This window comes from Falsibacillus albus, from assembly GCF_003668575.1.
GTDB classification, from domain to species: domain Bacteria; phylum Bacillota; class Bacilli; order Bacillales; family DSM-25281; genus Falsibacillus; species Falsibacillus albus.
The window spans coordinates 1-15,183 of sequence record NZ_RCVZ01000017.1 but is presented as its reverse complement, the minus strand read 5'-3'; the positions used below and the strand labels follow the sequence as shown (position 1 = coordinate 15,183).

Sequence of the window (15,183 nt, the reverse complement as noted above, 5' to 3'; positions counted from 1 at the left end):
AATTTCAATCTACTTTTTTAAATCCTCAACCTTTGCTCCGATTGCCTCCATTAAATCTTCCGGGTTCAGCTCCATTTGCAGTCCGATTTTCCCGGCGCTGACGACCACCTTTTGCAACCCTTTTACACCAGAATCTAAAAACGTAGGAAAGGCCTTTTTCATCCCGACTGGGGAGCATCCGCCTTTTACATACCCCGTCAACTTCTGGATCTCTTTTACAGGGATCAACTCGACCTTTTTTTCTCCGACCGCTTTGGCGGCTTTTTTCGGATCCAGCTCCTCATGCACCGGGACGAGAAAAACATAGTTCTGTCTGCTTGCCCCTGCCGTGACGAGTGTTTTGTACACCGATTCCGGTGACCGGCCGATCTTCTCAGCAACGGATATTCCATCGATTTTGCCGTCGCCGATCTCATAAGTGATCAATTCATAATCTACTTTTTTAGCGTCCAAAATCCTTACAGCATTCGTCTTCATCCCTCTGCACCTCCTTCAACTCTCAGCTCTGCACCTTGGTGCCTGGCACCTGTGCGGCGGGCTGAAGCAGCTGTTCGAGGATGGTTTGGACTTCAAGGCCCGCTTTGAAATCCACGATGCGGCTTTTCTTGCCCTGAATGGCTGCTGCCACCTCTGAGAGCAGCTCTCTAGTTGGAATCGAAGAATCATCAAGCAGCACTTCTTCCGTCTCCTGGTTGATGGTTCCCTGTTCAAGCCTGCTCCAATTGACTAGCGAAAGCGTTCCGTGCTCTCCATATAATTTGAATCGGACATGATCATCCTCCCCGATTCCACTCAGGCCATCGACCAGGATGGAAGTTCCGTCTTCGAGCTTCATTTGGGCAATGATGCCTGTTTCACAAAGTGATTCATCTTCCGGGTACTCAACAAAAGATTGGACATCCTTTATTGAGCCAAATAAATGGTGGATGAGCTGGATATAATGCGGAGTGATTTCACGGATGAATCCTCCCTGCTCCCTTCCACCGATCCAGGCATTTTGCTGCCACGGGCGCGGCCATACAGCATGATGGATCTTGACCTCCGCTCTTTTGACAGCACCGATTTCATTCTTCGCCAGCTTTTCCTCCAAAACGCTGACAGCCTTGTTGTACATGAGTGGAAAGTTCATCGCTGCAGTCACCCCTGCCCCATCAGAGGCTAAAGCCATGCCTTCCGCTTCCATTAATGAATTGGCCAACGGCTTCTCGCAAATCACATGCATGCCCCGCTTCAGTGCCTCCACCGCCATATCATGATGGAATTTCGGCGGCGCGCCGATATAAACCAAGTCGAGTTCATCTTTCAGCATGTCCCTGTAATCTGTATAAAAAGAAGCGTTCGGCAATTTGTTCCGACATGCATCGACCTTTTCTTGATTCGGTTCACAAACTGCGGTGAGCTCGATATTCTCATGGCTGCTGAACTTTTCCAGCATCCTTACGCCAATCGCACCCAACCCGATCATTCCCGCTCTGATTTTTGAATTTTTCTCCATTCATCACACCTGCTTCGCAATAGTTTTACTATTCAAATAATATAGTTTATTGTTGTAATTAAGCAACTATTTTCAAAGGAGATTGAAAGATGAAAAGTGAAAATTATCGTTTATCCGAGGAGTATGCGAAAGAACTCGATTCCTCTGATCCTTTAAAAAAATTCAAACAAGAGTTTTATGTAAAAAGCGGCCAATATTATATGGATGGAAATTCGCTCGGCCTGCTCTCCAAGAGGGCAGAGACTTCCTTGATGAAGGCCATGGATACTTGGCGCGATTATGGGATTGACGGCTGGACCCAAGGAGAACATCCGTGGTTTTATTTATCCGAATCCCTCGGGGAAAAGTCAGCACCGCTCATCGGAGCAAAAAAAGAGGAAGTGATTGTAACCGGTTCCATCACAACGAACATTCACCAGATGGTATCCACCTTTTTTAAGCCTTCGAAATCAAGAAACAAAATTTTGGCCGATGAATTGACATTCCCTTCTGATATATACGCCTTGAAAAGCCAGCTGACTCTAAAAGGGCTTTCACCTGAAGAGCATCTCATCCAGGTGCAAAGCAGGGATGGATTGACAATTGATGAACAGGACATCATCGGCGCCATGACAGACGATATTTCCTTGATTCTCCTTCCTTCTGTTATGTATCGAAGCGGACAGCTGCTTGATATGAAGCTTCTGACAAAAGAAGCTCATAAACGGGGGATCTTCATCGGATTCGACCTTGCCCACTCCATCGGGGCGATTCCGCACTCCCTCCACGAATGGAACGTCGACTTCGCCGTTTGGTGCAATTATAAATATTTGAACAGCGGCCCTGGCGGAGTCGGCGGGCTCTATGTCCATGAGTCACACCTAGGAAAAGCTCCCGGTCTTGCAGGGTGGTTCAGCTCGAAAAAGGACAAGCAATTCGACATGGAGCATACACTTGACCATTCCCATGATGCAGGGGCCTTTCAAATCGGCACTCCTCATGTATTAAGCTGTGCCCCGCTGCTTGGTTCGCTTGAATTATTCGAAGAAGCGGGCATCGAGAATCTACGCCAAAAATCATTGAAACAGACAAGATTTATGATGGAATTGATTAAATACGAACTGAATGGACATGACTTTGAGATGGTCAATCCTTCAAACGATTCCAAAAGGGGCGGCCACATCTGCCTTCAACACAAGGAAGCCGCAAGAATTTGCAAAGCGCTGAAAGACCGTCACGTGATACCCGACTTCCGGGCGCCTAATATGATCCGCCTTGCTCCGATCGCCTTTTATTCTTCTTATCAGGATATATGGAGAACGGTTCAAATCCTGAAAGAAATCATGGAGCAGGAAGTGTATTTAAAATATGAAAACAAACGAGATGTCGTTGCCTAATGACACAATGGAAGGAAGAATAAGATGAAAATCATTGATATATCCCAAAAGCTTCATAATGAGATACCCGTTTGGCCAGGCGACACCCCTTTTCAGTTTCAATTGGGCTGGAAAATGGAAGATTCGGGGTCTGTGAATGTGGGACAGGTCCGGATGAGCACACATACCGGAACGCACATCGATGCCCCCTTCCACTTTGAAGAGGACGGAAAACGGGTTGCAGACCTGCCGCTTGAGCGTTTCATCGGGACTGCGCTCGTAGTGGATGTATCAGGATTGGGCAGCATTGGCCGCTCCGACCTGGAACATCTGGATTTATCAGGTGCCACTAAGCTTCTTCTCAAAACAGGTGCCTGGACCGATCGCCGTGCATTCCCTCCTGAAATTCCCCATCTGCGGGAAGACATCGCACCATATCTTGTTTCAAGCGGGATCGACTTGATCGGCGTAGAGGTTCCTTCCGTCGATCCGTTGGACAGCAAAGAATTGCCTGCACACCATGCACTGCAGTATCACAACATCCAGATCCTTGAGGGCATCGTCCTTGATCATGTAAATATTGGAACCTATCAATTGATCGCCCTGCCGCTGTCGTTGGTCGAAGGCGATGGCTGTCCTGTCAGGGCCGTACTCATTGAAAAATAACCCTACAATCACCTTTCCACACAACAAGAAGTCAGATATAATCAGGATAGAAAAGCGGAGCCAAGCATGGCTTCATCAACCAAAAATCCTATTGGCTTCATGCCAAAAATCATAGAAAAAGGTGCAAAGCAATGAGTATTTTAACAGTGAAAAATTTAAGCCACGGTTTTGGCGACCGTGCCATTTTTAATGACGTCTCCTTTCGTCTATTAAAAGGGGAGCATATTGGCCTGATCGGAGCCAATGGTGAAGGAAAATCGACGTTCATGAACATTATCACAGGCCAGCTTGAACCGGATGAAGGGAAAGTGGAATGGTCAAAAAAAGTCCGGGTCGGATATTTGGATCAGCACACTGTCCTTGAAAGGGGATTGTCGATTCGCGATGTGCTGAAAGGGGCATTTCAATATTTGTTCGACCTTGAGCAGGAAATGAACGATATTTTTGGCAAGATGGGGGATGCTTCCCCGGAGGAATTGGAAGCACTCATGGAAGAGTCCGGCACGCTTCAGGATATTTTAACCAATAATGACTTTTATATCATCGATGCAAAAGTTGAAGAAATCGCGCGCGGGCTTGGATTGGATGAAATCGGCCTCGATCGTGACGTCCAAGACTTGAGCGGCGGTCAGCGGACAAAAGTATTGCTGGCAAAGCTCCTTTTGGAGAAGCCCGAAATCCTCCTGCTGGATGAACCGACAAACTACTTGGACGAACAGCATATCGAATGGCTGAAGCGCTATCTGCAGGAATACGAGAATGCCTTCATCTTGATTTCGCATGATATCCCATTCTTGAATAGTGTCATCAACTTGATCTACCATATGGAAAATCAAGAATTGAACCGCTATGTCGGAGATTATGATGATTTCATGAAGGTTTATGAAATCAAAAAGCAGCAGCTTGAATCGGCCTATAAAAAGCAGCAGCAGGAAATTGCCGACCTGAAGGATTTCGTCGCACGCAACAAAGCACGTGTGTCCACCAGGAATATGGCAATGTCACGCCAGAAGAAGCTTGATAAGATGGATATGATCGAGCTGGCTGCCGAGAAGCCGAAGCCGGAATTCCGCTTCAAGCACGCACGCACGTCATCCAAGCTTATCTTCGAAACGAAGGATTTGGTGATCGGCTATAATGAACCATTATCGAAGCCGTTGAACCTTCGGATGGAGCGGGGCCAGAAGCTTGCGCTTGTCGGTGCCAACGGAATCGGGAAGACCACGCTATTAAAGAGCATCCTTGGTGAAATCAAACCAATGAGCGGTTCCGTTGAACTTGGGGATAATCTTTTTACAGGCTATTTCGAACAGGAAGTAAAAGGCTCCAATTACAACACCTGCATCGAAGAGGTTTGGAGCGAGTTTCCTTCCTTTACACAATATGAAGTGCGGGCAGCCCTTGCAAAATGCGGACTGACCACCAAGCATATTGAAAGCAAGGTGGAAGTGCTGAGCGGTGGAGAAAAGGCGAAGGTCAGACTTTGTAAATTAATCAACAAAGAAACAAACCTACTCGTCCTGGATGAGCCCACGAACCACTTGGATGTGGATGCAAAGGAAGAACTGAAGCGCGCCTTGCAGGCATATAAAGGCAGCATCCTCCTCATCAGCCATGAGCCTGAATTTTATCAAGACGTGGCAACGGAAGTATGGAATTGCGAAAACTGGACAACGAAAGTTTTCTAATCGTAACAAATCAGGGCCGCCCCCTTGAGTGCCTGGCACTCAAGGGGGCGGCCCATTCTGATTTTTTAAAATCAATCCTGCAGCGGCTGGGGATTGTAGCTGGATCCGGTCAAATCCGTCAACTCGGAAATCGCCTTCCACAGCTCTGGGTAAAACTCGAATTTCGCTCCTCTTTCCAGCGCTTTGGCAGGAATCCCTTTTAAGCTCTTCGTCTCAAAGCCAATCATCCGTTTGACAATCTGAATATGGTGATGCCTGAACGATTGAAATCCTTCATCGAATTGAATGAGTTCCTGCATCAAATCAAACAGTTCGTGCTGTTGGTTAAATTGCTGATGCAGCTCAAGGACCGAAAGCGAACGCTTTGACAAAATATCTTGAAAGGGCTTCCATAAAATCGGACCCAATTCCAAAATGCGATTGAATCCAGGTGAGTCTTGTCCGCTTCCTCTCCCAAGGGCCAGCCTGATTGTATGATAGTCGCGAGGACTGATGACCTTTACCATGTTGAACACATCGGGAAGCTGCTTGACATGAAGGTTGATCCGGCGAAGCTGATCGGCGGCCATGGTCACTTCTCCATTTTTCAAGTGGGCATCGGTCCGATGGATATATTGGATAATCAATTTAAAATGCAGCTCTGCAATCTGATGGATTGTTTGAAACGTCAATTCATCCTCGCAGCAAAGCTCTTCCTCGTTTTTCTGCAGGCTTAACAACTCTTCCGTTTTTATATATTTCTCATAATCTGAAAGAGACGAATCCTTTTTGTTGTACATCTTCATTCCCCTCTCTTTATCCCTTGTTTGCCATTTCCTTTTTCAGCGTACAAAGAATAAAAAGATAAGTCAATCTTTTCTGAATTTTTGTCTGTTATTGCTTTGCCTAAAAACTTTCTGCCTTGTTGATTTCCACTTCAGGCTGCTCGGATTCCGAATGTGAACAATGTAATATTTCAGCCGATTTCCATCAGTTCGATCACTTCGTCATTCGATCCTTTAAAGAAGGCGACCTTCCATCCATTTTCAAGATGGAACGGTCCTTCTGCAGGATGTACATTCATTTGTCCCAGACTCTTCATCCATTTATCCAAATGATCCACCTGCCATGCCATATGGAGGCTTCCCGCTTTAGCCGGACCTACTTCCCCTTGGACAAGCTCAATCGTTATGCCGTCCCTTTTCAAAAAAGCAATTTCCTCATCCACCAGTGATAGCCGCGCTTCGACTGTAAATCCAAAAAGTTGTTCATAAAAGGATATGGCATTTCGCAGGTCGGCTGCTTGAATTCCGCAATGGTGCCACTTCAAGCCAATACACCTCCCATTGGCAGGATCAAATTCATATCCCCGAATTCATGCCATAAATAGCCGTGATCGATGGCTTCCTGGTATGATTTCAACAAGGTGCCCTCCTGTAAAAATGCCGTCAGCATATCCATGTGGCTTGCTTCAGGTTCATGGAAGCCCGTTAAAAGACCATCGGCGATTTGAAGTTCGGTGTCCTTCGTAATATACATATTGGTGATCCCTTTCGCGGCTTTCACCATGCCTTTTTCAGTCGCCGCACTCTCCAATGTCCTGACGACGGTTGTTCCGACAGCTATCACCCTGTGGCCATTTCTTTTTGCTTCATTAATATGGCTGGCCGTCTGTTCAGGGATCTCGAATGCTTCCGGGTGATTGGATGGGTTTGGCCATTGGTCATTCCCATAGTAGCTCAGCCCTGCATGCAATTGGATGAATCCAAGCTTTACGCCCTTTTGCCTCAGCTCCTGAAGCAGCCTCCATGTAAACGCCCTTCCGGCAGATGCCATTTCCACCGACCCCGGTGCCGATGCATAGACAGTCTGATAGGCATCGAGCGGCCAGTCAGTGTGAATATATTCATATCTGATCGGATTTCCGTGCAGATAAAAGAAATTGAAAAGCTCTGCTCCACCGACTGAAAACGCCAGGATAACGAGCGGCATTTCACTTCCAGTTCCTATCACCTTCGCGTTAACGCCATCGGGAAACGAAATCTCTTTTTGCTGATCGAAGTCATTGGACGCGATCAGCGCCTCCCATTGGTTCCCGGAATGAGCATGTGATAACCGTACCTCGACTTTTTTTCCATCCTGTTCCCCGATGATGACGGCAGGAATGGTTCTGCTCTTGTTCAAGACCAATAGATCACCCGGCATTAAAAATTTCCCGATTTCATCAAAACGGCGATGATAGGATTGCCCGCTGGCAGAGTCGATGACCATAAGATTGACGCTGTCTCTTGTCAATCCTCTATATTCAGCCGGGACGGATGCGTTTAAATAGTCCGGCACCTGGAAACTTTTTTGCGGCGTTGCGTTCATCATTCCTCCGCTCCTTCCAAGGAAAAGGCTTGGGCTTCAAATCTTTTTCCCGTGACATCCGTTGATGCATCTGAAGCCAAATATAGAAATACATCCACCACTTCCGACGGATTGGCAAGCGGATAGTCACAGTCAGGGACTGCTCGGTCATGCATATCGGTATCCATTTCACCCGGATCGACCATATTGATCCGGATTCCGCTGTCTTCCGTTTCATCCGCCCAAGTCTGGGTCAGCCCTTCCACCGCGAATTTCGAAATGCCATAAGCTCCCCACTCTGCAAACCCTGTCTTCCCAGCTTCTGATGTGACATTGATGATCGATCCTTCATTTCTCGCCAGCATGCCTGGAAGGACTCGTTTTGTCATGATGAATGGGTTGAAGACATTTACTTGGATTACATTGATAAAGTCCTCATTCGGATAGTCATTTAGTAGTGTCGGACCAGGACCGAATACCGATGCATTGTTGATCAGGACATCCACCCTTCCATACTCCGCTTCAGTGATGGACACAAATCTTTCTACATCCTCGGGATTAGACACGTCCGCCGGGATGGCCAATACCGTTGCTCCCAATCCCTCTGCCTCTTTCTTGATTTTTTTGAGTGTGGATTCATTCCTAGCACAGATCGCCAATTGCGCTCCTCTTTCCGCAAATGCCAACGTCAGCGCACGCCCAAGTCCTTTCGATGCTCCGGTGATCATAACCACTTTATTCGTGAATTTCATATTCCCTTCTCCTTTCAATCTCTCGTTTTTTCTTACTTTTATTGTACGAAGAGATCGAAGCAGGGAAATCGAATCATGGAGTGATAAAACCATACGATTTTAGCAGGAAGAGGAACTAAGACTTTTGAATGAACACGAAAAAACTGCCGGGAACACCCGGCAGTTGGAAAGGCTGCCATTTCTAATTTTATCGTTGCATTCTGATTGGGATTTTTGCATAAGAGTACGGTTGTTTTATTGCGCTCATCTCGAAAGTATTGCGTGCAATTCGGATTTTTTGCGGATTGCTCGAACCCTTTGCACTCGACGCAGTTTATTGAGCGATTTGCAATCACTCGCACAGAATCAGTCAATGAAACGATCGCCAAAAACCGCCTTCATGATCGATGACCCCATCAATTTCAGTGAACGAAATCTTAAAGGTCGGAAATCCTGCTGCATATGGGGCTATATCATAAGGAGTAAAATAGAGATAAAGATTGTTGTCATCGACATAGAACGGCTGCTCGTTCGTGACCCCTTTGAAGCTTTCCGGAAACACATAATCATATTGCGGATCGTGTCGGATCTGCCTCGTTATGATCTCAGTCAGTACCTTCAGGTGATCTGCATCCATTTTAAAAAGATCCTTTAAAGCATATCTCTCGCCGGTTTGTAGATCTATATGGATATTGTCCTTAATCGGCATTCCATGTGCCGCTCCGAAATAATATTCATACCCATTCAATTCAAGAACAAGCAGCTCCTTTTTAATAAAGCGGACAGAGAAGTCACCTTCATAATCATAGTCGAGCTGCTTATCTTTCGGTACTTTTTTTACTTTCGAGGCTTTTTCCAAATAAAGATTGATTTCTTTTTGCTTCGAGAAAGGCTGGATCCCTTCGAGTTTCGGATAATAAACGAGGTAGTTACGATTCGGTTTGAATTTTTTTTCGATGATGCGGTATTGGTCATTGAGCGGGATGATGGTATTTTGTCTCCATACCCTTTTCCCATTGAAATCGTAATAGGATATGCGTTGATCGACATCTGCTTTAATCAGCTTTCCATCAATCGTCAATGTCCCAGCTCCATCCAGCACCGGCAGATACTCAACCTTTTTCCCGGCCAAATCGATAAAAAAAGTCTGATTCTCATCCTGTGCTGATGCCAATCCATTGTGATACGGTAAAATACTTTCGAACGAGAACGTTGTCAGGATATTCCCTTCATGGTCGGCAAGGGCAAAGTGAGACCCGATAAAAGGATGCTGCTTATCTTTCAAATGACCGACGGCGGCCCGATTTTCCCCAAGACTTTGAATATCTGAGTAAGCAGGCGGAATGATATAGTCCCCCTCGCGATCGATGAGGCCGTATCGATCATCATCGGCTACAATCGCACGATCATTTTCAAAAGGCTGGGCACCTGTAAATTTGGGGATGATGACGACATTATTTTCTCGGTCGATGAAGCCATACAGCCCATGTTCCTTTTTTTGAAAGGCTAACCGGTCCTCATGTTCACTTAAAACTTGATGATAGGGATAGGTTTTCAGCCATTCGCCATTGACATTAATAAGCGCAAATAAATCTTCCTTCAGCTTGACGACGGCCACACCTTCATGAAAATCGGTTCCTGAGAGAAACTTCAGGGCAATCGCTTCCTTTCCTGATCGATTCAAATATCCATAAAGCGTCGTTCCACCCTGCTGTCCTCCTGCTAAAGCACGCCCATTTTTCATGATTCCGATATACTCATAATGCCGTTTCGTAAGAATGGTCCCATTTTCATCGATCATCTGGAAACCGTCCCTATCCACTATGGCTGCCCGATTTTCTGAAAACTCCGTAATGGCCGTATAAACGGGATCGACAATATAGCTTCCTTCCCTGTCGATCACCCCGAAGTGATCATCCATCTCTATAAGAGCTCGATCGTTCTTTTGAAACGCGTATGCCCGCTCATACCGAGGCTCAAGCATCATGATACCTTGCTCATCAATATAGCCCCATTTTGTCCCATCCACCCTTTTGACAGGCACTGGATAGAGGCCGTCCGTCCTTACTTGGATCGCTTGTTCGATTTCTTTTTTGATCTGCAGCAATTTCCCTTCAGATGGATATGGATTTTTCAGATGCAAGGCGGCACAAATGGACTGCAGCGCCTCCAAATACCGCTGTGAATTCCATTGCGCTTCAGCGAGATAGTACCAATAGAATGATGATAGCGGCTCAGACCTTACCAGCTTTTGATAATAGGCTTCCACTTTTTTGAAATAATATGGATATACATCATAGGCAGGGATAACCCTGCTTTTCCTCCAACGATATACCTCGATCCTGTAGGCTTTACCGGTATCATGTAGCCAGAGGGCCATTTCATCTTGCCCGTCCCCGCCCTCTTCGCCAGGCATATCCCCTACTTCTATCTTGCTGTAGACAATTTCATTTTTGACTTTATCTTCAAACGCCCGGCCAGTCCATTCGAGTATGGCAAGCTGCGACCACATCGATCCCTGCTGCCAGCCGACAAGCAGCTGATTCCCGCCGGCCTCAGTAAGTTTGGCGCTTTGCAAAAAAGAGACCGAATATCCCTCACCTTTAATATCCTGGAGTCTGGTCCAGGCATCATTCACCTTTTTCAAAATCATCAGATGCGGTGTATTTTGAAATAAATAAGCCGCTGCCACTTCCTCTTCCCCGTCATCATCCAAATCGCCACGCACGATATATTCAACATTCTTCCCCTCATCGCTCCAAAACAGGGATGCGCCATCGGGCAAGAATGGTTTAACATTCTCTGCTAGATATTCATTCATTGACATTGATACAAACCTCTTCCACTTTATTCCTTGCCTATATGTATGATTTGCTGGGCATTTGTGTGAATAAGGAATGTAAAAGAACGGTACAGAAACTTTTCTGTCCAGCCTGGAATCAATATTTTTTGTTTTTTTATACATGAAACACGGCTGCATGGAAAAGATAAAAAATATAAAAGGTTTAAAAGCCTTTGAAGCAGGGGATATAAACCACATCAGATTAAAAGGAGGTCACGCTCATGCTTTGGACAATCATTATTGTACTAATAATTTTATGGTTGCTTGGATTTACTCTTCACGTCGGTGGAGGTCTTATTCACCTTCTCTTAGTCATCGCGTTAATCGTTTTCATCTTCAACCTTGTGACTGGACGAAGAAGACCTTAGTCAAGCTTCATCAACATGCAGGACTGACCGGATTCATTTGGGACAGTCCTGTTTTTTTGTGTATTCCATGCTGCGGAAGACGGCGGGATGGCGGAACAGTGGAACAGTGGCGAAATTCGTCGAATAGTGTAGAATAATCGATATTTTGTCATTTTCGCTGATATATTGTCCGATTTCGCAGATAAAATCAAAATTTCGCACATATATTGTCATTTTCGCTGATATCCGCCGGCCACCCTTCCGCTCAAATGACCCTTATGATAGCTTCGAACAATACTTATCAATAAATTCCTCTGGGATTGGCCAAATTAAAACTGACTATTGTTTATAGGAGGGCCATAAATGTCGAATGATTGGAAAATCCCACAGGAACCGGAACCGATTTGGAGAGAAGGTGCAGCACTTGCATCTTTCCCACCTATTTCTGAAAACATGGAAGCAGACGTTGTCGTCATCGGTGCAGGCATAACAGGTGTGACGACCGCCTATCTTTTGGCCAAGGATGGCAGGAAGGTGATACTGGCTGAGGCAGATCGGGTGCTTAACGGCACGACAGGCCATACGACAGCCAAGATCACGGTCGGGCACGATCTCATTTACAATGAGCTCATCCAACACTTTGGCCAAGAAAAAGCCAAACAGTACTTTTTAGCGAATAAAGCGGGGATGGAGTTCATCGAGAAAGCCGTCAATGATTTGAATATCGATTGTGATTTCAAAAAGCAGACATCTTATTTGTATGCGACAGCTGATTCATCTTTAAGAAACCTGCAGAAAGAGCTTGAAGCCTATGAAAAACTTGGGATCAAAGGCGATCTGGTCGAAAGGCTTTCAATCGATGTCCCGGTCAAGTCGGCCATATCCCTTCCAGAACAAGCGAAATTCCACCCAGTGAAATATTTAGCTGCCCTCCTTCAGGCATTCATCGATATGGGCGGAACCGTCTATGAACAAAGCGTTGCCGTCGATGTACAGGAATCGAAAAGGATGGAAGTCATATTTCAAAACGGCTGCAAAATTTCCTGCGATAAAGTAGCTGCCTGCTCCCACTTCCCATTCTTTGATGGAAAAGGATTTTATTTTGCAAGGATGTATGCAGAACGGTCTTACTTGATTGCCGTTAAACCCCAAAAAGCTTTTCCCGGAGGCATGTACTTAAGCGTGGATGATCCAAAACGATCCGTCAGGTCCGCTTCATGGAGAGGCGAAGATTGGGTGCTCATCGGCGGGGAAAGCCACAAAACAGGACAAGGAAGGGATACATCTGATCATTACGCAGCGCTGGCTGACTTTGGAGATCGGACATTTGGGATTCGAGAATATGCCGCCAGATGGTCTGCCCAGGACTTGATCACATTGGATAAAGTGCCATACATCGGGCCGGTTACGGGGAACAAATCGAATGTCCTCGTCGCAACCGGGTTCAGGAAATGGGGGATGACGAACGGCACTGCGGCAGCTCTTTTATTCAAGGACGTCATCGCAGGGAAACCCCACCCATATGCCGATGTCTTCAATCCATCGAGATTTTCAGCGGACCCTAGCATCAAGCATTTTGTCATGCAAAATGCCGACGTCGCTGCCCATCTATTGAAAGGCAAATTGGAAATGGTGCAACAATCAGCCGAGGACCTGAAAAAAGATGAGGGAGGCGTCGTCTTCCACAACGGAAAGCGCACAGGGGGATACCGCGATCAAGATGGCGTCATTCACCTTGTTGATACCACCTGCACACATCTTGGCTGCGAATGCGAGTGGAACAAGGGCGACCGGACCTGGGACTGCCCATGCCATGGGTCCCGTTTTTCCTATGAAGGTGAAGTCGTCGAAGGCCCAGCAAAGAAGCCGTTGAAAAAAATTGAGTAGGTGAAGACTGGTCGAAATTGATTGAATTATTTTACATTTCCTTGAACGATTGACAGCACTTCTTCAGAGGAATACAATTTGAAGCATTCTAATGAATTATAAATAGCTCGTATATCCTTGGAGATATGGTCCAAAAGTTTCTACCAAACTACCGTGAATAGTTTGACTACGAGAAAATGATTTTTCACTCATTCAGCCTTCTCCGGTTCTCGTAGTTTTTTCGCTTGGGAGTATTTTCGGGGAAGGCTTTTTTCCATGGATAAACGGCTAAATCGATAAGGAGTGGCATCATTGTTTAAATTGCAGGAACGAAACACCAATGTAAAAACGGAATTGCTTGCAGGGGTCACAACATTTTTAACGCTGGCCTATATCATCGTGGTGAACCCGATGATTTTATCCGATGCCGGTGTCCCTTTTGAGCAGGGCTTCACCGCGACGATCATTGCCATTTTAGTCGGCACACTCTGCATGGCCTTTTTCGCCAACTACCCGATCATCATCGGACCATCGATGGGATTGAATGCCTATTTTGCTTATTCCGTCATCGGAAATGGGAATATCTCCTATGCAGTAGGATTTTCTGCAGTGTTCATTACGGGCATCATCTTTTTAATTTTATCTCTCACATCACTGCGGACGAAATTGATCGAAGCCATCCCCGATAATTTAAAGCATGCCATCGCGGCGGGGATCGGGTTGTTCATTTCCTTCATCGGCTTGCGCTTGTCCGGAATCGTGGCCGATCACCCGACCAATCTCGTCACACTCGGCGACTTTTCTTCACCGAAAGTGGCGTTGACACTGATTGGGATCGTGATCACAATCACATTGATGTCCCTGAATATACAAGGAGCCTTGTTCATCGGGATGATTTTGACCGGGGTCATTGCGTACTTCACGGGACAGCTTCACTTTGATAAAGGAATCACATCTGTCCCACATTTGCCTGAAGGCGTCCTTGTCTATAACCCGATTGATTCGATTGGCGACGTGATTCACTATGGACTATACAGCGTCATATTTTCCATCCTTCTTGTCATGCTGTTCGATACGACCGGCGCGCTGCTGGGGATCGTGAAGCAGGCAGGATTATTGAAAAATGGGAAGCTCGAACGCGGCGGCAGTGCATTCTTTGCCGATTCAATCGGAACCGCAGTCGGCGCCATGTTCGGGACAAGCCCGACGGCCGCTACCGTCGAATCTTCAGCTGGCGTCGGTGCAGGTGGAAAAACCGGCTTGACCGGAGTCTTCGTCGCTGCATTGTTTTTGATCACAGCATTTTTCAGCCCGCTTGTCAGTTCGGTGTCGGAAGTAACCGCCATTACTGCCCCAAGCTTGATCATCGTCGGCAGCTTCATGATCAAGAACATTTCCGAAATCAATTGGCAGGACTTTGACGAAGCCTTCCCGGCATTCCTCGTCATTGTCAGCATGCCGCTTACATCCAGCATTGCAAACGGAATTGCATTGGGTTTCATCTCCTATCCGATCATGAAACTTGCTAAGCGCAAAGGAAAAGAAGTTCACCCGTTTGTTTACATTTTCGCAGTCCTCTTCTTATATCAGCTGGTGTTCTTGGCGAAGTAACAAAATAGTCGGAACCCGACAGTTCGTATTTTTCGTGGACTAAAGCGACGCGGGACTAATTCATCGCTTAGCCCCCATGATCCCTTCATTGTGCAGGGGTCATGGGGGCTTTTTCAAATTGTCTGCGATACTCTTTATTCGCAGAATCGGCACTTTGATGACCATTCACGCCAATTCCCCCCGCTTTCGGGCATCATACTTCCCCTTTGATGACCACTCTCGCCTTTTTCCTCCGCTTTCGGGCATCATACTCA

13 protein-coding genes and 1 riboswitch are annotated in these 15,183 nt (G+C 46.3%); of the genes, 6 read left to right on the top strand and 7 right to left on the bottom strand.

Annotated elements, in window-relative coordinates:
* Positions 1-9: 9 nt before the first annotated feature.
* Positions 10-477, bottom strand: coding sequence for a Cys-tRNA(Pro) deacylase (ybaK, locus tag D9X91_RS18730; protein WP_121682179.1), 468 nt, complete (start codon positions 475-477; stop codon positions 10-12).
* Positions 478-499: 22 nt separating this feature from the next.
* A complete protein-coding gene (locus D9X91_RS18725) occupies positions 500-1,495 on the bottom strand; it encodes a Gfo/Idh/MocA family protein (RefSeq protein ID WP_121682178.1) in 996 nt (331 codons plus the stop codon).
* Between the two features lie 89 nt (positions 1,496-1,584).
* Between D9X91_RS18725 and kynU the strand changes: the two genes are divergently transcribed.
* The 3 genes from kynU to D9X91_RS18710 all read left to right on the top strand — a co-directional run bounded on the left by kynU (position 1,585) and on the right by D9X91_RS18710 (position 5,204).
* Positions 1,585-2,871 (top strand): kynureninase, encoded by a 1,287-nt coding sequence (gene kynU / locus D9X91_RS18720; protein WP_121682177.1) that lies wholly within the window; start codon positions 1,585-1,587, stop codon positions 2,869-2,871.
* 24 nt (positions 2,872-2,895) lie between these two features.
* Entirely contained in the window at positions 2,896-3,516 is a 621-nt protein-coding gene (kynB, locus tag D9X91_RS18715; RefSeq protein ID WP_121682176.1) for an arylformamidase, read from the top strand.
* 131 nt (positions 3,517-3,647) lie between these two features.
* Positions 3,648-5,204 carry an ABC-F family ATP-binding cassette domain-containing protein gene (locus tag D9X91_RS18710; protein ID WP_121682175.1) on the top strand — a complete coding sequence of 519 codons (1,557 nt, stop codon included), beginning with the start codon at positions 3,648-3,650 and terminating at the stop codon, positions 5,202-5,204.
* Positions 5,205-5,275: 71 nt separating this feature from the next.
* Here the strand turns inward: D9X91_RS18710 and D9X91_RS18705 are convergent, their stop codons facing one another.
* From D9X91_RS18705 to D9X91_RS18685, 5 genes are all read right to left on the bottom strand, one after another.
* Positions 5,276-5,983, bottom strand: coding sequence for a tryptophan 2,3-dioxygenase family protein (locus tag D9X91_RS18705; RefSeq protein WP_121682174.1), 708 nt, complete (start codon positions 5,981-5,983; stop codon positions 5,276-5,278).
* A gap of 176 nt (positions 5,984-6,159) precedes the next feature.
* The gene (locus tag D9X91_RS18700; protein ID WP_158598372.1) at positions 6,160-6,513 is read right to left on the bottom strand and encodes a VOC family protein; all 354 of its coding nucleotides are present in this window, start codon (positions 6,511-6,513) and stop codon (positions 6,160-6,162) included.
* Positions 6,510-7,556 (bottom strand): S-adenosylmethionine:tRNA ribosyltransferase-isomerase, encoded by a 1,047-nt coding sequence (locus tag D9X91_RS18695; protein WP_233569851.1) that lies wholly within the window; start codon positions 7,554-7,556, stop codon positions 6,510-6,512. Before D9X91_RS18695 ends, D9X91_RS18700 begins: the two co-directional genes overlap by 4 nt.
* Positions 7,553-8,284 carry an SDR family NAD(P)-dependent oxidoreductase gene (locus tag D9X91_RS18690; RefSeq protein ID WP_121682172.1) on the bottom strand — a complete coding sequence of 244 codons (732 nt, stop codon included), beginning with the start codon at positions 8,282-8,284 and terminating at the stop codon, positions 7,553-7,555. Before D9X91_RS18690 ends, D9X91_RS18695 begins: the two co-directional genes overlap by 4 nt.
* A gap of 349 nt (positions 8,285-8,633) precedes the next feature.
* Positions 8,634-11,090, bottom strand: coding sequence for a WG repeat-containing protein (locus D9X91_RS18685; protein WP_158598371.1), 2,457 nt, complete (start codon positions 11,088-11,090; stop codon positions 8,634-8,636).
* Between the two features lie 236 nt (positions 11,091-11,326).
* On the opposite strand from D9X91_RS18685, the gene D9X91_RS18680 reads away from it, so the two are divergent.
* The 3 genes from D9X91_RS18680 to D9X91_RS18670 all read left to right on the top strand — a co-directional run bounded on the left by D9X91_RS18680 (position 11,327) and on the right by D9X91_RS18670 (position 14,929).
* Positions 11,327-11,473: a lmo0937 family membrane protein gene (locus D9X91_RS18680; protein WP_121682170.1), complete on the top strand. Its 147-nt coding sequence runs from the start codon at positions 11,327-11,329 to the stop codon at positions 11,471-11,473.
* 342 nt (positions 11,474-11,815) lie between these two features.
* Complete coding sequence (locus tag D9X91_RS18675) at positions 11,816-13,339, top strand: FAD-dependent oxidoreductase (RefSeq protein WP_121682169.1); 1,524 nt, start codon at positions 11,816-11,818, stop codon at positions 13,337-13,339.
* 87 nt (positions 13,340-13,426) lie between these two features.
* Positions 13,427-13,528: riboswitch (purine riboswitch) on the top strand.
* A gap of 102 nt (positions 13,529-13,630) precedes the next feature.
* The gene (locus tag D9X91_RS18670) at positions 13,631-14,929 is read left to right on the top strand and encodes an NCS2 family permease (RefSeq protein ID WP_121682168.1); all 1,299 of its coding nucleotides are present in this window, start codon (positions 13,631-13,633) and stop codon (positions 14,927-14,929) included.
* Positions 14,930-15,183 lie beyond the last annotated feature (254 nt).